The organism is Thermoplasma sp. Kam2015 (assembly GCF_003205235.1).
In the GTDB taxonomy this organism is placed as follows: domain Archaea; phylum Thermoplasmatota; class Thermoplasmata; order Thermoplasmatales; family Thermoplasmataceae; genus Thermoplasma.
The window spans coordinates 12,733-29,062 of sequence record NZ_QJSM01000036.1 but is presented as its reverse complement, the minus strand read 5'-3'; the positions used below and the strand labels follow the sequence as shown (position 1 = coordinate 29,062).

Below are 16,330 nucleotides of genomic sequence, written 5' to 3'. Positions count from 1 at the left end.
ATGATCTATTTCGACGAATTCACTGGAATGGATATTTCGGTGATCGACAGCCCTAACAGGACTGAAATAGGAAAGAAAGGCCTGGTCAGTTTCGAAACTAAGAACATGTTGGAAATAGATACCGGCGGGAGAAGAATAAAGATAGCGAAGCATCTGAGGAGATTCAAGATTAATGATCGGTATGTTGATGGAGATCTGATAAATATGCGGCCTGAAGACAGGCTGAAGGAATATCGAAGAATATTGAGAGATCTTAGGAGGTAAGAAGATGTATACACGTAATATAGGACTCGACGTCAAAGCGCCAGAAAATGAATGCAACGATCCGCACTGCCCATATCATGGGAAGCTGTCTGTAAGGGGTCAGGTACTAGTAGGCAGAGTTGTGTCAGCAAATATGACCAAGAGTGCGGTCGTTGCCAGGGAATACCAGCAGTACATTCCAAAATATGAAAGAAAGGCAACAAAGATAAAAAAATATCACGTTCATGTTCCTGACTGCATTAAGATCAAACCGGGAGACACCGTGAGGTTTGCCGAATGCAGGAAATTGGCCAAAACGATTTCTTTCGTAATTGTTGAGAAGGTGAACCAATGAAGGGAATAGCAGGCAGACAGACAAGGGGATTGCCGCTTGGTGCGAATATAACATGCGCTGACAATACGGGAGCCAGATCTATAAGCCTTATAGATGTCAAGGCATGGCACGGAAAGGCAAGAAGGATACCTGCAGCTGGTGTGGGCGATATGTTCATGGCTAGCGTTAAGAAGGGCACTCCTGAGATGAGATCAAAGGTTGTGTACGCAGTTGTCATCAGGCAGAAGCGTCCCTATCGGAGACCTGATGGTACGATGGTGCAGTTTGAGGATAATGCGGCTGTTCTGGTGACGCCTGATGGCGAGGTACGTGGTTCTGAGATCAAGGGGCCTGTGGCCAGGGAAGCAGCCGAAAGATGGCCAAGAATAGCGGCCATAGCATCCATTATAGTTTAAGGTGATCGCTAATGTACAGAAAGATGGAGGTATCTCTCAGCAAGGATCTGAGAAAGAAATATGGAATCCGTTCGTTCCCTGTGATTAAGGGCGATGTTGTCAAGGTCATTAGTGGATCAAAGAGGGGGGAGGGCGGCAAGGTCGCAGAGGTGGATCATGCCGCCGGCTTGGTTGTGGTTGAAGGCATAACCATAGCAAAGGCTGATGGAAAACAGAAGGGCTTCGGTATCCAGCCAGAAAAGCTTCAGATCACTCATCTGGATCTGTCTCGCGGTGACAGATTCGATAAGATCAAATCGCTGGCTGCCAGGAAGAACATAGTGGTAGAGACGCCAGAACCGGAACCTGCCGAGACCAAGCAGGAGGAGAAGGCTGAACCGGAGGAAACCGGAGAAGAGCCAGTAGCGGAGGAAAAAGCGGAGGTTGATGAGGATGATAAACAGAACTAAGAGGCTGATGGTATCAAGGCAGGTGAAGATCCCTAGGAAGATCTTCTTCTGGGGTCCAACCCCAAATCCGGGCATGCATCCCAAGGACCAGTCGGTAACCTTGCTATCGATAATTAGAGACTATCTCGGTCTATCAGACAAGGAACGTGAAGCTGCCAGAATACTGGCGAACGGACTTGTCAAGGTGGACGGAAAGGTGGTTAGGCAGAAGAAATTCGCAGTCGGATTCATGGATGTCGTGGAGATCAATAACGAATTCTTCAGAGTGATATACAATGATCAGGGCGCGCTTGTACTGATGAAGGAGGATAAGGAAAGATCTGGAATCAAGCTGCTCAAAGTGAAGACCAAGGTCGTAGCTCCTGGAAACAGGATACAGATAGGAACTCACGATGGAAGGACGATAATGACAGATGATAAGAGCATCAAGGTAGGGGACGTGCTGGTAGTTTCCATTCCGGACATACAGATAAAGGAAATAATAAAGATGCAGCCAGGTAACAAGGCCTATCTTACGGCTGGATCCCATGTCAACCAGATAGGTACAATAAGCAAGATAGAGGTCAAGGAGGGATCTTCTGCGAATCTGGTACACTTCCAGGAAGGCTTCTCCACCATAAAGGATCATGTATTCATGGTGAGCAGTTCGAAGTTCTCCTTCGCAATAAATCCTGAAGAGGTGATCCCATGAATCCTATGGAGGAGATCATCATAGACAAGGTCGTCGTAAACATAGGTGTCGGACAGGCAGGTGATCGCCTTACGAAGGCTGCAAAGGTCCTGGAGATGCTTACAGGCCATAAGGCAACTAACACTCTTGCAAAGAAGAGCGTACGTGATTTCAACATAAGAAAGAGATTGCCCATAGGTGTAAAGGTGACGCTCAGGAAGAAGGATGCAATGGAATTCCTGAACAGGGCTTTCTATGTGAAGGACTACAAGATAACAGATTACTCATTCGACAAACACGGAAATGCGTACTTTGGTATATCTGATTATACTGATTTCAAGGGAATGAAGTACGATCCTGATATAGGTATATTTGGAATGGATGTCGCCATCGTATTCAAGAGACGGGGCGGATACAGAATAGAGAGAAGAAGGATCGCTGCAAGAACGGTACCGAACAGCATAAGGATAAAGAAGGAAGAAGCACAGGAGTTCCTGCAGAAGAACTTCAAGGTTACAGTGGTGAGGTGAAATTTTGTCTCAGGTAAAACTTAAACCAAAGAAAAAGTACGGGCATATTGATGGTTGTGTCAGATGCGGTAGGAAGAGAGGCATTGTAAGAAGGTATGGCCTGCACCTGTGCAGACAGTGCTTTAGGGAGACGGCAAGACAGTTGGGATTTGAGAAATATAGCTGAGGTGTCCAGATGAAAAATGATACATTGAACGATGTCATAAATTCGATAAAGAACGCTTCGAGGCTGGGAAAGAGAGAGATAGTTGCTGAACCCGCAGCGAAGTTGATAGGCAAGGTACTCAAGGTTATGCAGGATTACAACTACATCAAGAGCTTCGAGGTCATAGATGAAAGCAGGGGCGGTAAATTCAGAATTGTTCTGAACACAACTATAAATAACTGTGGTGTCATTAAGCCAAGGTTCCCAGTTAAGAACAAGAATCTTGAGAAGTATGAGGCCAGATACCTACCTGCCGAGGATTTCGGTATACTCATACTCACCACAACCAAAGGTGTGATGAGCAATATCGAGGCAAGAAAGCTTGGAATCGGGGGTAAACTTCTGGCCTACGTATACTGAGGTGTAAAAAATGATAAACTGGAAGGAAGCTAGATCCATAGATATCCCAGAAGGCTTTACGGCAACTGTTTCTGGGACAAACATCACGATGTCTTATGGTGGTAAAACCATTTCGAAAGACTTTGCAAACAATTACGTCAGAATAGCAAAGGAAGGAAATGCCATAAAGATATATTCAAGCAAGGATAATTCAATGGTAAGAGGAATAGTAGGAACATGGGCTTCTGAGATCAAAAACATGATAAAGGGGTTGAAGGATGGCTTCCAGTATGAGATGAAGATCGATTACAGCCATTTCCCTATGAGAGTCTCCGTTAAAGGAAAGACAGTGGTCATAGAAAACTTCTTCGGAGAACGATCTCCGAGAACTGCTGAGATAGTCGGCGACACAACGGTCACGGTCAAAGGAGATCGCGTCTACATTTCAGGAGTATCAAAGAAGGATGTCGGTGAGACAGCAGCAAATATAGAAAGATCAACCATAATCAAGGGTTTTGACCCAAGGGTTTTTCAGGATGGTATATACCTCATTTCCAAGGGTGAATGAGATGAACAGATCACTTGATGAGAATCAGCGCAGATTGCTAAAGATCAAGAATTTGATGGCCAGAAAGAGAGTGGAGTTCCACCGGCAGGAATGGTTCAGGTACAAGAAGCTCGGTGATGCATGGCGGAAACCCAGGGGAAAACACTCAAAATTGAGAGAGCATCTTGCAAGAAGGCCACCCGTCGTTGATGCTGGATTCAGATCTCCCGCTGCAGTCAGGGGCATGCATCCATCAGGATACCATGAGGTGCTGGTGCACAACGTTAAAGAACTGGAGGCCATAGACCCCAAGTATCAGGCAGTAAGGATAGCATCAAGCGTTGGCTCCCGCAAGAGGCAGGAAATAATGAAAAGGTCGGAAGAGCTCAACCTTAAGGTGCTCAACGGAAGGTGAAATTCATGAGATCAGACAGTGTGAAGAGAATTGTGGCCGATATGAAAGGTGTCGGTGTTTCCAGGGTATACATCGATACAAATAAGGTTGACAGAGTGATGGAAGCTGCCACAAGGCAGGATATAATGGCCCTGATGAAGCAGGATGTTATAAAGATCAAGCAGAAGAAAGGAATATCCAATGGAAGACTGAAGAAGAGGATAAAGCAACTATCCAAGGACAGGAGAAGAGGTCCAGGTTCCATCAGGGGAACGAGGTACGCAAGATATCCACGCAAGGAGCGCTGGATAGACACGATAAGGGCCCTCAGGGATGAACTCAGAACCCTCAAGAATGATGGAAAAATAACAAAAGAAACCTACAGGAAGTACTACAGATTCATAAAGAGCGGATCTATAAGATCCAGATCTCAGCTTCTGTCCCATCTTAAAAGTGCAGGTTTAGTTGGTGAGTGATATCCATGGTGTTCAAGAGAAAAGAGGCAGGAATTACAGATTATTCGAAGAGGCTCAAGTTACTCAAATCAAGGGAGAGGAGGTTCATAGTTCGAATAACCGGAAAGGGTGTCATAGCCCAGCTTGCAGAGTATTCTGATGTTGGAGACAGAATACTGTTCACAGTTACAGACAAATCGCTGGCCAAGTACGGTGTCGATCTCAGGGGAAACAATATTCAGGTATGCTACCTGGTCGGTTACATAGCTGGTATTGAAGCTGAGAAGAACGGCGTTGAGACAGCTGTACTGGACACCGGCAGAAGAAAATTCAGAAAAGGTGGAAGGATCTCCGCCTGTCTGAAAGGCTTCATAGACGCAGGCGTAGAGGTTCCGCATGGAGAGGACGTTTTTCCAGACAAGAAGAGGATCGATGGAAAGCACCTCAAGTCTCCGTTGAAGATGTCAGAAGTTGTTAAGAACTTCAAGAAAATGGAGGAAAAAGCATGAGTGATGAATGGATTCCTAAGACACAGCTGGGTAAGCTTGTGGCATCTGGTCAAATAAAGACCATGGGGGAAGCCCTCAGGAGCAAGCTTCCGCTGAAGGAGTACGAGATAGTAGACTATCTGCTCCCTAACCTTAAGGATGAGGTTATAGATATCAAAAGGGCGCAGAGGATGACCGACTCCGGAAGAAGGATGACTTATTCGATAACCGTTGTTGTGGGCAACGGAGATGGATACGTTGGCCTTGGAATAGGAAGGTCCAAGGAGGCTGCTCCGGCAATCAGAAAGGCGCTGATCAATGCGAAGCTCAATATAATGGAGATAAGGAGGGGTTGCGGTTCCTGGGAATGTGGATGCGGTAGAGCGCACACCTTGCCATTTCTGGTTCAGGGCAAATCAGGATCCGTCAGGATAACGCTGAAACCTGCTCCGAGAGGCGTCGGGCTTGCGGTTGGCGATGTTGCAAGAACTATACTCAGCATCGCAGGCATAGAGGACGCATGGGGGTTCGCGTCCGGTCACACCAAGACAACGGTGAATTATGCTCTAGCGGTATATAACGCGCTGAAGGAAACGTCAAAGGTCAGAATCAATCCTGGCATTGTATTGTCGACACCTATATATTCGGGGAGTGTTATAAATGTTAGCGGCCATAAGGATTAGAGGCAGAACTGGAATAAAGCAGGATATTGCCGATACTGCGCATCTGATGCGGCTTAACCGGATAAATCACCTTGTCCTGCTGAATGAGGATGAGGTGGTCAAGGGTATGCTTCAGAAGGTCAAGGATTACGTTACATGGGGCGAGATAGACGTTGATACGCTAGAGATTCTGCTGAAGAACAGACTTCTCTTTAAAGGGCGCAGACATCTCACGGAAGAGGAACTTAAAGAGAAGACTGGATTTGCATCCTACAGGGATCTGGCACAGGCGCTCATAGATGGGAAGGTAAAGCCATCCGATATAGCGGATGCTGTCCCTGTCATCAGATTGAATCCACCAAAGGGTGGATATGAGGCCATAAGGAAGTCATACAGAAGTGGTGGGTCTTCTGGATACAGGGGATCCGATATCAACAGGTTGATCAGAAAGATGATAGTATCAGGGGTGGATCTGAATGGTAAGAGAGAGAACTAAGAAGCTCCGTGGCGGCCATTACGGACGCGGATTCAAGGCAGGTCGTGGAAAGGGAAAGAAGGGAGGAAGCGGAAACGCAGGTATGGGAAAGCATAAATGGATATGGATGGTGAAATACGATCCACTTCACTTTGGAGGAAAGGGTTTCACTAGCCATCACATATCTCAGGTAGAGGTACCAATCAACCTTGGTGACATAGAATACATGTACGAGAGTCTTAAGAGAGACGGTTTCGTCAGGGAAGAAAATGGCGAAGTGATAGTCGATCTTAAGTCCGCAGGTTACGATAAATTGCTTGGTAACGGCAATTTCACGGTCAAGTCAACGATCATCATTGACAAGGCAACCGAAAAAGCAATAAGTAAGCTTTCAGCTATAGGTTCGAAGATCGAAAATGACGGAAGCTCAGCGTAATAACTCAGTTGTTTTCCCCCTCATAGTCGTATATGCGATCATAATGGTCGCATTCTGGTACTTCGGTCATCTGGGGTACATCAAGCTTGCAATAGCTGGATTTATAATAGCACCACTCTTCTATATAACGTATCTGGTTGCAAGCTATACCGGCCCAAAGAAGAGCAAGTTATATGGGCTGGAAGACCTCACCGCAAAGCTACCTGCGGTCAAGAAGGCCAAGGGCCATGTAGAGTTCAAATATAAGATGGCATGGACAGCGCTCATAGTTGTCCTATACTTTGCGTTGAGCAATATATACATATACGGTTTGAACACAGCACAGACTATAGACGTCTTTGCATCATTCAGAGAGATATTTGCCGGAGCTTCTGGTTCTCTGATGGATCTAGGTATTGGCCCGATAGTTACCGCAAGCATAGTGATGCAGCTTTTCGTGGGAGCTAAGATATTCAATCTTGATCTTCAGAATGCCGAGGATAAGGCCATATATCAGGGCGTACAGAAACTCCTTGTAATAATAATGATCTTCGTAGAGGCCATCCCGCAGGCATTTGGTTATCTGGTTCCTGACACAAAGGTAGTGAACTCAATAAACGCCGTGTTCCCGGGATATGGTGAGTTTCTTGCTCAGACCATAATCATACTTCAGCTCTTCTTCGGTTCATACCTTGTATTCCTCATGGATGAGGTCGTTTCCAAATACGGGATAGGATCTGGTATATCGCTCTTCATAGCCGCTGACGTTTCAGAGCAGCTATTCATCGGCGCGTTCAACTGGCAGGCACTTAACAACGCTCTTACATACTCTCTCACCAATCCACCAGCCGGTGCTTTTCCAAAGATGTTCTACATAATAATGCATTCATCCTCATCTTATCTGCTTACAAACGGCGTAGTGCAGATCCTGTTCTCACCTCCGAACCCAATGATAGCTGTTCTGGGCACGCTGCTGATATTCTTCCTAGTGGCCTATTTCCAGAGCAGCAAGATCGAACTTCCGATATCGCATGAGAGGGTCAGGGGAGCAAGAGGAAGATACCCACTTCAGCTTCTCTATGCGTCGAATATACCGGTGATACTTGCTACAGCACTCCTGGCCAACGTATCAATGTGGACCCTGCTGTTCTGGAGCAGCCCGGTACTGAGCAAGGTGCCAATACTTGGTCACAATCCGTTGCTAGGTTCCTATCCTACAACTGCGCAGGCCACTGCGCTGAATATATCGGCAACAACCCCAACGGGTGGGCTTGCATACTATCTCTTCTCGCCTAACGGCCTATCCGACTGGCTGTTTCCAATTCTTCAGCCGTCAGGATATCAGAATATTCTGCTTGGGCACACCCCTCTGCAGGAGGCAATACACATAATAGTGTTCACAGCCTTCATGGTTGGCTTCAGCGTATTGTTTGCCATATTCTGGATCGAAACAACCAATATGGGCGCCTCTTCGGTAGCGAAGCAGATACAGGCCAGCGGTATGCAGATACCTGGGTTCAGAAGGGATCCAAGGGTTATGGAGCGTGTCCTCAAAAAATACATACCCGCTATAACCATATTCAGCGGTGCGGTGGTTGGACTGCTGGCAGCTGGAGCTAACTTGATAGGTACTGTGGGCGACACGAGCGGTACGGGCTTGCTTCTGGCAGTTGGTATAATCATACAGTTCTATGAGGCTATGGGCAGGGAGCAACTCATGGAGATGCATCCTGTGATAAGGCAGTTCTTCGTTGGTGGTTAAATGCGATCAGTAATTACTGGTGTGGCAGGGGTTGGTAAGACCACTGTGCTGGACATAGTGAGCAAGCAAACCGGGATAAAGATAGTGAATTACGGCACCCTCATGTTTGAGCTGGCAAAAAAGAGAGGCCTGGTCGAGAACAGGGATCAGATGCGCAAGCTATCGAGGGAAATTCAGATAGACCTGCAAAAGAATGCTGGTACTGAGATAGGCAAGATGAATGACGTAATAGTTGACACACATATGTCCATCAAAACGCCATTCGGATATCTACCAGGATTACCAGAATGGGTGCTTAGAGAGATAAATGCATCCGTGTATATCATAATTGAGGCACCCCCAGATCTGATCCTTAAGAGAAGACAGAACGATCCAACGAGATCCAGGGACGAAGACTCTCTGGAGAGCATAAGGGAGCATCAGGAGATCAACAGGGCATTTGCTGCAGCATATTCCATCTTCAGCGGAGCTACCGTAAAGATAATCACTAACGAAGAAGGAAAACCAGATAAAGCAGCTCAGGATATAATAAAGGTGATAGCAGTTGACTGAACAGTATCCTAAGGAACAGCAGGAAGCGATGAAGAAGATGATGACCTTCCAGATGATTTACATGGTCGTCATGCTCGGCTCGCTGTTTCTGGTTATAACGCCTTCATCCAGGGATGCTGTCGGAAAACTGTTAAATTTTGCACTCATCCCCTCAATCGGCTTCGGTTACAGATATCCAGTTCTTACGATCATACTCACCGGCGTGATAATAGGTATAATTCTATCCATACCCAGGTATTTCTTCACTGACTGGGTTAAGATGGGCAAGATGCAGAACACTATGAAGGCATTCAACGATGCCATAAGGGAGGCTTACAGAGAGCGTGATATGAAGAAGATAAACAAGCTGAACAGCATGAGGATGCAGATGTCCATGGATCAGTATCAGCTCTCAATGAACACCATGAAGCCCCTCATGGTCATCAGTGTTGTGACGATCCTGTTCTATGCCTGGCTTTTCGTTTTTGTAGGAAACCTTCCCTACAACTACGTTGCCTTTCCCTGGGACTTCAACATAAACATAACTACAGCGCATTTCTGGATAATGCCATACTGGATATTCATGTATTTCCTGACCGAGCTTGTCGTTTCATACTTTGTGACCATGGTCATGAAGTATGTGGACTTCAGCTTCAAGCTCAGAAAGTTAAGCAGAATGGCCCCATCAAAAACGGTAGATTGATCAGTGACGTAGATGAGGATAACAATTGCCGGAAAGATAGGCAGCGGAAAATCAACTGTGAGCAAGGAGCTCTCAAAGATAACCGGTTATACTGTATACTCATCGGGAACATTTTTCAGAGAAACTGCAAAGAAGATGGGCATGAGCATAGAGGACTTCAATATTTATTCAGAAACGCATCCTGAGGCGGATTACTATACAGATGAGACTCAGAAAGCCCTCATGATGCAGAACGATAACATAATTGTGGAGGGGCGTCTGGCAGGCTGGATATCATATATGAACGGTATAACAGCGTTCAGGGTATTTCTCTATGCTACCTATTATACAAGGCTTGTACGCTTTGCCGGGAGAGAAAATATAGATATAGACAGTGCCAGAAGCCTCATGGATAAGCGGGAAAGATCGGAGAAGGAGAGATACAGGAAACTATACGGTATAGACATAGACGATCTATCGATATACGATATAGTGGTGAACACCGAATTTATGAAGCCTAATGAAATAGCCGTTCATATAGCAAATAGGATAGATGAGATGTCAAGGAAGGAGATATTTACTCCAAGGTTAAGCTGATCATCATTCTAACTTAAATACGTAGGTATGATAAGCAGGCGATGTCTTTGGACTTTTCCAAGATCAATGGTTTCATAGTTATCGATAAGCCACAGGGGCCAACCAGTCATCAGGTTGATTACTGGGTTAGGGATCTGATGGGAATAGAGAAGGTTGCCCATATAGGAACGCTGGATCCAAATGTCACCGGTGTACTGACCATGGCCATAGGAAAAGCAGTACGGCTTGTGGATGTGGTGCATGAAAGCCCAAAGGAGTATGTGGGCGTGATGCGTTTCTATGAGGACATAACCGAAGATGAGGTAAAATACTATTTCAGAAAATTTACTGGTAAGATATACCAGCTTCCACCCGTCCGAAGCGCGGTTGCGAGAAATCTGAGGGTGAAGACGATATACTCCCTTGATCTGCTTGAAAAGAAGGAGAAGATAGTACTCTTTCACGTCAAATGCGAGTCTGGGACCTATATACGTACTCTGTGCACCGACATAGGGTATGTTTCGGGCAAAGGAGGACAGATGGTCGATCTGCGCAGAATATCCACAGGACCTTTCACAGAGGACAAATGCATAACCCTGCAGGATCTATCGGCCATGGTCGATCTTGCCAGGAACGGCGAAGACGCGGCCCTACGCGATCATATTCTGGATATGACCTATGCCTTCAGGGATCATCCCAAGATAGTGGTCAAGAGGAGCGCGATGAAGAATATAGCGCATGGTTCAGATCTGTATGCTGGTGGCATAAAGATAATCAATGGAAAATTCAGAAAGGGAGATCGTGTGGCTGTCATCTCCGAGGACAACGATCTGGTTGGAACCGGCATAGCGATGTGTAGCTCTGACAACATCTTTATGAAAGTAGTGGATTTCGATCATATATTTCTGGAGGCTGACGATGGAAAGAATAATGTGGTACGGCAGCGGGAAGAGGCTGTTCAAAGATCTGGATCAGGATTACATAAGGATATTCAAAGAACTGAGAGAGGGAAAAATACCAGAACTGAACGGGACAGGGGAGAAGCCAGATCTGAGAAGGCTGCTGATAGAGTATGGAAAGGAAAGGATAAGGGAAGAGTTCACCCCAGACCAGGCACTGATAAAGGTGGCTTCTATAAGAAACGCTCTGGACGAGATGATAAATAAATATTATGAGAAGTGTCTTCCATTCTCGATACCATACCGGATAAACACATCTGGAGATCCCTGCCAGTTCTTCAGGAACGGATCATCGATCGATGATATATCCACCATATTCAGGAAGGGATCGGATCTCTGCGATTTCAGATCCCAGATCGATGACAGCATCAGGTTGAGAATAAGGGAGATCATGCCTAATACGACGGATCTTGTGGGTCCCAAGTTGGCGATGGATCTTCTTGAGAGATCACGCGGTCTGAGGCGTCTTGCCTTTATGCCGAGCAGTTCCATACAGATGCTTGGAGCAGAGAAGGCACTGTTTCAAGCCCTCGGCCATGGGAGGAAGAATCCAAAGTATGGTGTTATATTCAAATTTCCAGGCCTGTCTGCCATAAATCCTAAGGCGAGGGGAAAGATAGCAAGGATCATAGCCAATAAGGTTGCTATAGCTGCTAGATCGGATCTGCTTGGAACACGGATAGACACAAAATCGATACGCGAGAAGATCGAGGATGAGATAAAAAAGGCGAAGAAATGAATCTAATACTGCGTGATCTTTTCTGCTATCTTCTTTGAGATATCTATTGGATATATGCCTGTTAAGCATCCAAGGCAGAGATGGTTTTCATCCAAACCTATGGCTTTTTTCAGTCCATCGATTGAGAGGAATGCCAAGGAATCTGCTCCTATCTCCCTGTTTATTTCCTCGTCAGTCTTTCCGCGAGCTATGAACTGATCCTTTGTCTTCATATCAACTCCGAAATAGCAAGGCGCAACGATGTGAGGTGAACCTATGCGAACATGAACCTCTCTGGCGCCATACTTCCTCATCAGGCTGACTATGAACCGCATGGTGTTGCCCCTCACTATGCTGTCATCAACCAGCACAACCTTCTTTCCGCTTATGACCTCTCTCACAGGATTCAGCTTCAACCTGACAGCGGACTTTCTGTCGCTTTGCGTCGGCATTATGAACGTCCTCTCGGAGTACCTGTTCTTCATAAGGCCCTCAGCATAAGGGATGCCTGACTGCATGGAATAGCCTATGGCCTGTGATCTTCCAGAATCTGGAACAGGAATTACGAGATCGGCCTGCACCGGGCTTTCCTCAGCAAGCATCATCCCCATCTTCACTCTGGCCATGTACACATTTATTCCGTCTATGGTACTGTCTGGCCTCGAGAAATAGACATATTCGAACATACAGTGCGCTCTTTTCTCTCCGCTATGCAGCGCTATTGTCTTCGGGCCATCTTCGGTGAGCTCTACAACCTCTCCAGGTTCAACATTTCTTATCAGCGTACCCTCAAGAGCGTCGATCGCGCAGCTCTCACTGGCAATTATGTAGCCGTCGGAGTTCTTTCCTATGACAAGGGGCCTTATTCCATTGGGATCTCGCATGGCAAAGAGTCTGTCGTTTATTCCAACTGCGCACGCGTAGGCGCCTCGCAGCGTGTTCATTGATACCTCGAAGCCCTGCTTCAGTCCGTATTTTGATATGTTTCTTGACAGTTCTGCTAGGAGAACTTCTGTATCAGAATCACTCTGGAAATTGACACCTTCCCTTTTCATCTCATCTTTGAGCTCTTCCGCATTGACTATCTCTCCATTGTGAGATAATGAGATGAACCCAACCTGGGAGTTTATCACAAATGGACCGGCGTCTGTCACATCCTTGGAACCTGCGGTCGAATATCTTGTGTGGCCAACACCCACCTTGCCCTGAATGTTATCCATTGAAGGATTGAAAACATCGGTTACTAAACCTCGACCTTTTTTAAGTACAGTTCTCTTTCCATCAAAAACTGCCATACCGGCGGATTCCTGACCTCTATGCTGCAATGTACGAAGCGCAGTTATTATGGGATCATAGGCATTTATCCTGCCCTTGAACCCAACAACTGCACAGTCTTCACTTGGCTTTTGCCCATCTATAGGATCTGATCCTTGGGGCAGGGAATCCACAGTGAGAGCACCTCTTGGTTCTTACATTATACGTGTGGTGACCACACCTTCTGCATCTTATGTGCGTTTTCTTATTATTTATCTTACCCATTACGGCTGTTCCATTGCTCATGAACCATCACCTTTTGAAGGAGAGACGAATATTACGTTGTCGCCTCTGACCAGAACACGATCGTACACACCCTTGTTTTCGCCATTTATGATCTCACTGGCATTGAGAAGAACGATGTTCATATAGACATCGTATCCATCAAGTATCCCTGAGTATTCTCTATTTCCTTTAACATCTATTAATACGTTCCTGGAAAGCGCTGATTTCAATACATCCATTGGTTTAACATTCGTTGGTGTCTTAGGCATTGCAATTCGGCATTGAATTGTTAGTTTATATATAACGTTATTCGTTTCTGGCTTCACCAATCGCCATATATTCTCATGCATTGTGCAAAAGTGCAAGCGCTTTAACCTAAGATGGCTACGTCAGTTTTTAATAGGTTAAAAAAATACAAGAATGTGAAGATAATAGTATTCGGTGGTTCTGGATTTCTTGGTAGTCATCTGGTTAATAAACTGGATGCTGATGAGATAGCATACTTCTCGCTTGATAAGGGCAATTCCATCACCAGGGAGAATGCGGTATGGATCAAGGGCGACGTCACGGATTATGCCAAGGTCGCCGAGGCTGTGAAAGATGCTGACATAGCAATGTTTGCCGTGGAAGACTGGAATGCAGATGAGAAGAGAAATCGCGAAGTCCTGCTTGGAGGAATTAAGAATGTCGTCAACGCTGTTAAGGCGAACAATACTGATCAGAAGGTTGTTTCATTTTCAATAATAAACCAGCCATCGTATCCTCTTGAATTCTTCAGAACGAAGAGGCTTGTCGAAGATAATACGCGCGTTTTGAAGAACGGTCTTGTGATAAGGCTGTCATTTCTCTTTGGCGAAGGGGATCATTTCACCGACAGATTCAGGAAATTATCGGATAAGGTCAGTCATCTTTCACAGGAAGGCAACTTAGCACCAGTGTATGTTGACGACGTGGTTACGGTTGTAAATTCCATCCTGAAGCGTGAAGGTGTTTACGATATATGCAGTAACGATAATCTGCCGCTATTGAAGATACTAAACTACATCAGAAAGATGAATGGAAAGAAGGAGATAGGAGAGACCAAGTTGGAAAAATCTATATCGTCTGTAATTGAAACAGGTCTGTTCTCAGAGTATGAAGCGCACCTGCTCTTTCAGGACTATTACAGGGAAACGAACATACTCGATAGGTACGTCAAGGATCCGTTGTCCTACCTTGATTTCCTGCGCGGGATATCAGTAGCACATACCACATGATCGATCATTGGCCGCATAATTTGATGAATAATCAGATCCATTTTTGAGACCATTGAGAATATACGTGTATTTTCACTTCATTTTTGTTTCTTAGAATCTAATTTAAGTTCTGAACATGGAATTGAATCAAAGCCTTACGTCCCCAAGCGATTCTCTCAGAATGACGAAGCCAGCCTTCATTAGTTTTGATATGACATCGTCTTTTACGATGTCTCTGAATTCATTCGATTCTTTTAGTTTGCAGAGCCAGTATACAGCACTGTCTATGGATCTTCTGGCTAGGAACATGTACATTGACCACTTGTTTCCATTGTTTGCCTTTTCCTTGAGATCATACCAGTCCTCATCGGTGAAATTCAGCCTCTTCTCCTGGAAGTCATTGAGCCTTGATTCCGGATCTGCAAGCGAATTGTATATGGTATCCACCATATCCAGTATTTCTCTGGTCTCCGTTACCTTGATCCCCTCAGATATGGCTAGACCAAGGAATGCTTCAGCAGCCTCTATTTCGCTTCTGAATTTGAAGTAAACGTGATCTACAGGCAATTCAGAATCTGTGACAGGGCAATATCTCTTGATCTCCATATTTTCGCAGTTTGATTTCCAATATAAATTAAAATATTTCTTAGCTTCTGAAGTAAATGGATATTTTAATCTAAACATATGGCATAGGGGTTATATGTATCATTTCAACGTATTTGCCTATGGTGTTGAGGATATACTCCGTGAGATCTCAAAGAAGGGGACGGAGAGCGATATAAGACTTTACAATCGAAAGGAAGAGGACGGAGTCATGACGTTCATAGAACCGATAAAATATCCAGATAAGATCTCCTCACTAACCGATTCCATATACCCAACGGACATCTTTATCATCAACGGGGACAATCTGGACAAGTACTTTGCGGAGACGGTCATCGCTCTTGATCTGTTCGGCAAGAGAAGAGGTATAATAGTTGCACAGGAGGATAAGCAGAACACCATAAGGAAGCTCCTGAAGGATACTCAGCTTCAGCCGGAGTTCTTTTCTGGCAGGCCCATGGAGATAATAGATAAGATAAAGGCCATAAACATAGAAAGAAGTGATCAGGGATCCCTGGTGGTCATCGATCACTACTTCAAGGTTAAGAGCGTTGGCACTGTTGTTCTTGGCTTTGTTCTATCCGGAAAGATAAAAAAGCATCAGGATCTCTATCTGTCAGAGATAAACAGGCAAGTTCAGATAAGATCAATACAGGTCAACGATGTTGATTTCGAAGAAGCCGAGGCAGGCACCAGGGTAGGCCTTGCCCTGAAGAACGTCGAGGTCGAGGAACTGTCAAGGGGGATGTTCCTCTCAGATAAGCCCTTTGAATACACCAATCAGGTTGAAGACAATGTTGTATTTCACAAATCACTAAAGGGGAAGGATACACTCTCTGATCCTTACATATCAGATCTGATGAATTTTGTCAAATGCAATGCGGAAGGAGATTCTTACACCACAAGATTGAAGATACCGATCATAAAGGATTCGCTTATACTTGCCGATCAGAACGGCTTTCCGCGTGTCGTGGGATACAGCAAGATCAGAAGATAATCCATGATCTATGATCTTCTACTTTTACCTATGTGGTGGGCATAATGCCCGTTATTCTGACTTTTTCTTAATTCTCTCATAGATGGTCTCTTTACAGCATTAACCT

The 16,330-nt window shown here is 45.3% G+C and carries 27 protein-coding genes; 23 read left to right on the top strand and 4 right to left on the bottom strand.

Going from position 1 to position 16,330, the window contains the following annotated elements; all coding sequences use genetic code 11:
• The 21 genes from DMB44_RS07440 to DMB44_RS07340 are packed head-to-tail and all read left to right on the top strand — an operon-like array spanning nucleotide 1 to nucleotide 11,871.
• On the top strand, nucleotides 1–264 hold the full coding sequence (locus DMB44_RS07440) for a ribonuclease P protein component 1 (protein ID WP_110642349.1): 264 nt from the start codon (nucleotides 1–3) through the stop codon (nucleotides 262–264).
• Between the two features lie 4 nt (nucleotides 265–268).
• Nucleotides 269–598 (top strand): 30S ribosomal protein S17, encoded by a 330-nt coding sequence (locus DMB44_RS07435; protein ID WP_110642347.1) that lies wholly within the window; start codon nucleotides 269–271, stop codon nucleotides 596–598.
• Nucleotides 595–993, top strand: a complete 399-nt coding sequence (locus tag DMB44_RS07430) for a 50S ribosomal protein L14 (protein WP_010901668.1) — start codon at nucleotides 595–597, stop codon at nucleotides 991–993. The genes DMB44_RS07435 and DMB44_RS07430 overlap by 4 nt, the downstream gene beginning before the upstream one ends.
• 11 nt (nucleotides 994–1,004) lie before the next feature.
• Nucleotides 1,005–1,442 carry a 50S ribosomal protein L24 gene (gene rplX / locus DMB44_RS07425; protein ID WP_110642345.1) on the top strand — a complete coding sequence of 146 codons (438 nt, stop codon included), beginning with the start codon at nucleotides 1,005–1,007 and terminating at the stop codon, nucleotides 1,440–1,442.
• On the top strand, nucleotides 1,420–2,133 hold the full coding sequence (locus tag DMB44_RS07420; RefSeq protein ID WP_237265361.1) for a 30S ribosomal protein S4e: 714 nt from the start codon (nucleotides 1,420–1,422) through the stop codon (nucleotides 2,131–2,133). The genes rplX and DMB44_RS07420 overlap by 23 nt, the downstream gene beginning before the upstream one ends.
• A complete protein-coding gene (locus DMB44_RS07415; protein WP_110642341.1) occupies nucleotides 2,130–2,642 on the top strand; it encodes a 50S ribosomal protein L5 in 513 nt (170 codons plus the stop codon). Before DMB44_RS07420 ends, DMB44_RS07415 begins: the two co-directional genes overlap by 4 nt.
• 4 nt (nucleotides 2,643–2,646) lie before the next feature.
• Entirely contained in the window at nucleotides 2,647–2,808 is a 162-nt protein-coding gene (locus tag DMB44_RS07410; RefSeq protein ID WP_010901664.1) for a 30S ribosomal protein S14, read from the top strand.
• 9 nt (nucleotides 2,809–2,817) lie between these two features.
• Entirely contained in the window at nucleotides 2,818–3,207 is a 390-nt protein-coding gene (locus DMB44_RS07405; RefSeq protein WP_110642339.1) for a 30S ribosomal protein S8, read from the top strand.
• A gap of 10 nt (nucleotides 3,208–3,217) precedes the next feature.
• Nucleotides 3,218–3,754, top strand: coding sequence for a 50S ribosomal protein L6 (locus DMB44_RS07400; RefSeq protein ID WP_110642337.1), 537 nt, complete (start codon nucleotides 3,218–3,220; stop codon nucleotides 3,752–3,754).
• Between the two features lies 1 nt (nucleotide 3,755).
• Nucleotides 3,756–4,148, top strand: coding sequence for a 50S ribosomal protein L32e (locus DMB44_RS07395; RefSeq protein ID WP_110642335.1), 393 nt, complete (start codon nucleotides 3,756–3,758; stop codon nucleotides 4,146–4,148).
• Between the two features lie 5 nt (nucleotides 4,149–4,153).
• Nucleotides 4,154–4,603, top strand: coding sequence for a 50S ribosomal protein L19e (locus tag DMB44_RS07390; RefSeq protein ID WP_110642333.1), 450 nt, complete (start codon nucleotides 4,154–4,156; stop codon nucleotides 4,601–4,603).
• Between the two features lie 5 nt (nucleotides 4,604–4,608).
• Nucleotides 4,609–5,091, top strand: a complete 483-nt coding sequence (locus DMB44_RS07385) for a 50S ribosomal protein L18 (protein WP_110642331.1) — start codon at nucleotides 4,609–4,611, stop codon at nucleotides 5,089–5,091.
• Nucleotides 5,088–5,753, top strand: a complete 666-nt coding sequence (locus DMB44_RS07380) for a 30S ribosomal protein S5 (protein ID WP_110642330.1) — start codon at nucleotides 5,088–5,090, stop codon at nucleotides 5,751–5,753. Before DMB44_RS07385 ends, DMB44_RS07380 begins: the two co-directional genes overlap by 4 nt.
• A complete protein-coding gene (locus DMB44_RS07375) occupies nucleotides 5,731–6,228 on the top strand; it encodes a 50S ribosomal protein L30 (RefSeq protein WP_110642328.1) in 498 nt (165 codons plus the stop codon). Before DMB44_RS07380 ends, DMB44_RS07375 begins: the two co-directional genes overlap by 23 nt.
• On the top strand, nucleotides 6,209–6,643 hold the full coding sequence (locus DMB44_RS07370; RefSeq protein WP_110642326.1) for an uL15m family ribosomal protein: 435 nt from the start codon (nucleotides 6,209–6,211) through the stop codon (nucleotides 6,641–6,643). Before DMB44_RS07375 ends, DMB44_RS07370 begins: the two co-directional genes overlap by 20 nt.
• Nucleotides 6,624–8,384: a preprotein translocase subunit SecY gene (secY, locus tag DMB44_RS07365; protein ID WP_110642324.1), complete on the top strand. Its 1,761-nt coding sequence runs from the start codon at nucleotides 6,624–6,626 to the stop codon at nucleotides 8,382–8,384. Before DMB44_RS07370 ends, secY begins: the two co-directional genes overlap by 20 nt.
• Complete coding sequence (locus DMB44_RS07360; RefSeq protein WP_110642322.1) at nucleotides 8,385–8,936, top strand: adenylate kinase; 552 nt, start codon at nucleotides 8,385–8,387, stop codon at nucleotides 8,934–8,936.
• The gene (locus DMB44_RS07355; RefSeq protein ID WP_237265360.1) at nucleotides 8,929–9,618 is read left to right on the top strand and encodes a DUF106 domain-containing protein; all 690 of its coding nucleotides are present in this window, start codon (nucleotides 8,929–8,931) and stop codon (nucleotides 9,616–9,618) included. Before DMB44_RS07360 ends, DMB44_RS07355 begins: the two co-directional genes overlap by 8 nt.
• A gap of 12 nt (nucleotides 9,619–9,630) precedes the next feature.
• Nucleotides 9,631–10,194 carry a (d)CMP kinase gene (gene cmk, locus DMB44_RS07350; RefSeq protein WP_110642320.1) on the top strand — a complete coding sequence of 188 codons (564 nt, stop codon included), beginning with the start codon at nucleotides 9,631–9,633 and terminating at the stop codon, nucleotides 10,192–10,194.
• A gap of 41 nt (nucleotides 10,195–10,235) precedes the next feature.
• The gene (locus tag DMB44_RS07345; protein WP_237265359.1) at nucleotides 10,236–11,339 is read left to right on the top strand and encodes an RNA-guided pseudouridylation complex pseudouridine synthase subunit Cbf5; all 1,104 of its coding nucleotides are present in this window, start codon (nucleotides 10,236–10,238) and stop codon (nucleotides 11,337–11,339) included.
• Nucleotides 11,299–11,871 carry an NOP5/NOP56 family protein gene (locus tag DMB44_RS07340; RefSeq protein WP_237265358.1) on the top strand — a complete coding sequence of 191 codons (573 nt, stop codon included), beginning with the start codon at nucleotides 11,299–11,301 and terminating at the stop codon, nucleotides 11,869–11,871. Before DMB44_RS07345 ends, DMB44_RS07340 begins: the two co-directional genes overlap by 41 nt.
• A 2-nt stretch (nucleotides 11,872–11,873) precedes the next feature.
• Here DMB44_RS07340 and purF read toward each other — a convergent pair whose 3' ends face one another.
• Genes purF through DMB44_RS07325 form a run of 3 tightly spaced genes read right to left on the bottom strand, consistent with a single transcriptional unit; the run spans nucleotide 11,874 to nucleotide 13,658 of the window.
• Entirely contained in the window at nucleotides 11,874–13,298 is a 1,425-nt protein-coding gene (gene purF / locus DMB44_RS07335) for an amidophosphoribosyltransferase (RefSeq protein WP_110642318.1), read from the bottom strand.
• On the bottom strand, nucleotides 13,246–13,410 hold the full coding sequence (locus DMB44_RS07330) for a 50S ribosomal protein L37e (RefSeq protein WP_010901648.1): 165 nt from the start codon (nucleotides 13,408–13,410) through the stop codon (nucleotides 13,246–13,248). The genes purF and DMB44_RS07330 overlap by 53 nt, the downstream gene beginning before the upstream one ends.
• A complete protein-coding gene (locus DMB44_RS07325; RefSeq protein WP_110642316.1) occupies nucleotides 13,407–13,658 on the bottom strand; it encodes an LSM domain-containing protein in 252 nt (83 codons plus the stop codon). Before DMB44_RS07325 ends, DMB44_RS07330 begins: the two co-directional genes overlap by 4 nt.
• A 153-nt stretch (nucleotides 13,659–13,811) precedes the next feature.
• Between DMB44_RS07325 and DMB44_RS07320 the strand changes: the two genes are divergently transcribed.
• On the top strand, nucleotides 13,812–14,645 hold the full coding sequence (locus tag DMB44_RS07320) for an SDR family oxidoreductase (RefSeq protein ID WP_237265357.1): 834 nt from the start codon (nucleotides 13,812–13,814) through the stop codon (nucleotides 14,643–14,645).
• 126 nt (nucleotides 14,646–14,771) lie between these two features.
• Here DMB44_RS07320 and DMB44_RS07315 read toward each other — a convergent pair whose 3' ends face one another.
• A complete protein-coding gene (locus DMB44_RS07315) occupies nucleotides 14,772–15,230 on the bottom strand; it encodes a DUF1940 domain-containing protein (RefSeq protein WP_110642312.1) in 459 nt (152 codons plus the stop codon).
• Between the two features lie 94 nt (nucleotides 15,231–15,324).
• On the opposite strand from DMB44_RS07315, the gene DMB44_RS07310 reads away from it, so the two are divergent.
• Entirely contained in the window at nucleotides 15,325–16,224 is a 900-nt protein-coding gene (locus DMB44_RS07310; protein WP_110642310.1) for an EF-Tu/IF-2/RF-3 family GTPase, read from the top strand.
• The last annotated feature ends 106 nt before the right edge of the window (nucleotides 16,225–16,330 follow it).

Excerpts from the sequence above, each read along its gene's own strand:
- DMB44_RS07440 (WP_110642349.1), top strand. The coding sequence starts at position 1 with ATGATCTATTTCGACGAATTCACTGGAATGGATATTTCGGTGATCGAC.
- DMB44_RS07435 (WP_110642347.1), top strand. The coding sequence starts at position 269 with ATGTATACACGTAATATAGGACTCGACGTCAAAGCGCCAGAAAATGAA.
- DMB44_RS07430 (WP_010901668.1), top strand. The coding sequence starts at position 595 with ATGAAGGGAATAGCAGGCAGACAGACAAGGGGATTGCCGCTTGGTGCG.
- rplX (WP_110642345.1), top strand. The coding sequence starts at position 1,005 with ATGTACAGAAAGATGGAGGTATCTCTCAGCAAGGATCTGAGAAAGAAA.
- DMB44_RS07420 (WP_237265361.1), top strand. The coding sequence starts at position 1,420 with ATGAGGATGATAAACAGAACTAAGAGGCTGATGGTATCAAGGCAGGTG.
- DMB44_RS07415 (WP_110642341.1), top strand. The coding sequence starts at position 2,130 with ATGAATCCTATGGAGGAGATCATCATAGACAAGGTCGTCGTAAACATA.
- DMB44_RS07405 (WP_110642339.1), top strand. The coding sequence starts at position 2,818 with ATGAAAAATGATACATTGAACGATGTCATAAATTCGATAAAGAACGCT.
- DMB44_RS07400 (WP_110642337.1), top strand. The coding sequence starts at position 3,218 with ATGATAAACTGGAAGGAAGCTAGATCCATAGATATCCCAGAAGGCTTT.
- DMB44_RS07395 (WP_110642335.1), top strand. The coding sequence starts at position 3,756 with ATGAACAGATCACTTGATGAGAATCAGCGCAGATTGCTAAAGATCAAG.
- DMB44_RS07390 (WP_110642333.1), top strand. The coding sequence starts at position 4,154 with ATGAGATCAGACAGTGTGAAGAGAATTGTGGCCGATATGAAAGGTGTC.
- DMB44_RS07385 (WP_110642331.1), top strand. The coding sequence starts at position 4,609 with ATGGTGTTCAAGAGAAAAGAGGCAGGAATTACAGATTATTCGAAGAGG.
- DMB44_RS07380 (WP_110642330.1), top strand. The coding sequence starts at position 5,088 with ATGAGTGATGAATGGATTCCTAAGACACAGCTGGGTAAGCTTGTGGCA.
- DMB44_RS07375 (WP_110642328.1), top strand. The coding sequence starts at position 5,731 with ATGTTAGCGGCCATAAGGATTAGAGGCAGAACTGGAATAAAGCAGGAT.
- DMB44_RS07370 (WP_110642326.1), top strand. The coding sequence starts at position 6,209 with ATGGTAAGAGAGAGAACTAAGAAGCTCCGTGGCGGCCATTACGGACGC.
- secY (WP_110642324.1), top strand. The coding sequence starts at position 6,624 with ATGACGGAAGCTCAGCGTAATAACTCAGTTGTTTTCCCCCTCATAGTC.
- DMB44_RS07360 (WP_110642322.1), top strand. The coding sequence starts at position 8,385 with ATGCGATCAGTAATTACTGGTGTGGCAGGGGTTGGTAAGACCACTGTG.
- cmk (WP_110642320.1), top strand. The coding sequence starts at position 9,631 with ATGAGGATAACAATTGCCGGAAAGATAGGCAGCGGAAAATCAACTGTG.
- DMB44_RS07345 (WP_237265359.1), top strand. The coding sequence starts at position 10,236 with ATGTCTTTGGACTTTTCCAAGATCAATGGTTTCATAGTTATCGATAAG.
- DMB44_RS07330 (WP_010901648.1), bottom strand. The coding sequence starts at position 13,410 with ATGAGCAATGGAACAGCCGTAATGGGTAAGATAAATAATAAGAAAACG.
- DMB44_RS07325 (WP_110642316.1), bottom strand. The coding sequence starts at position 13,658 with ATGCCTAAGACACCAACGAATGTTAAACCAATGGATGTATTGAAATCA.
- DMB44_RS07315 (WP_110642312.1), bottom strand. The coding sequence starts at position 15,230 with ATGGAGATCAAGAGATATTGCCCTGTCACAGATTCTGAATTGCCTGTA.
- DMB44_RS07310 (WP_110642310.1), top strand. The coding sequence starts at position 15,325 with ATGTATCATTTCAACGTATTTGCCTATGGTGTTGAGGATATACTCCGT.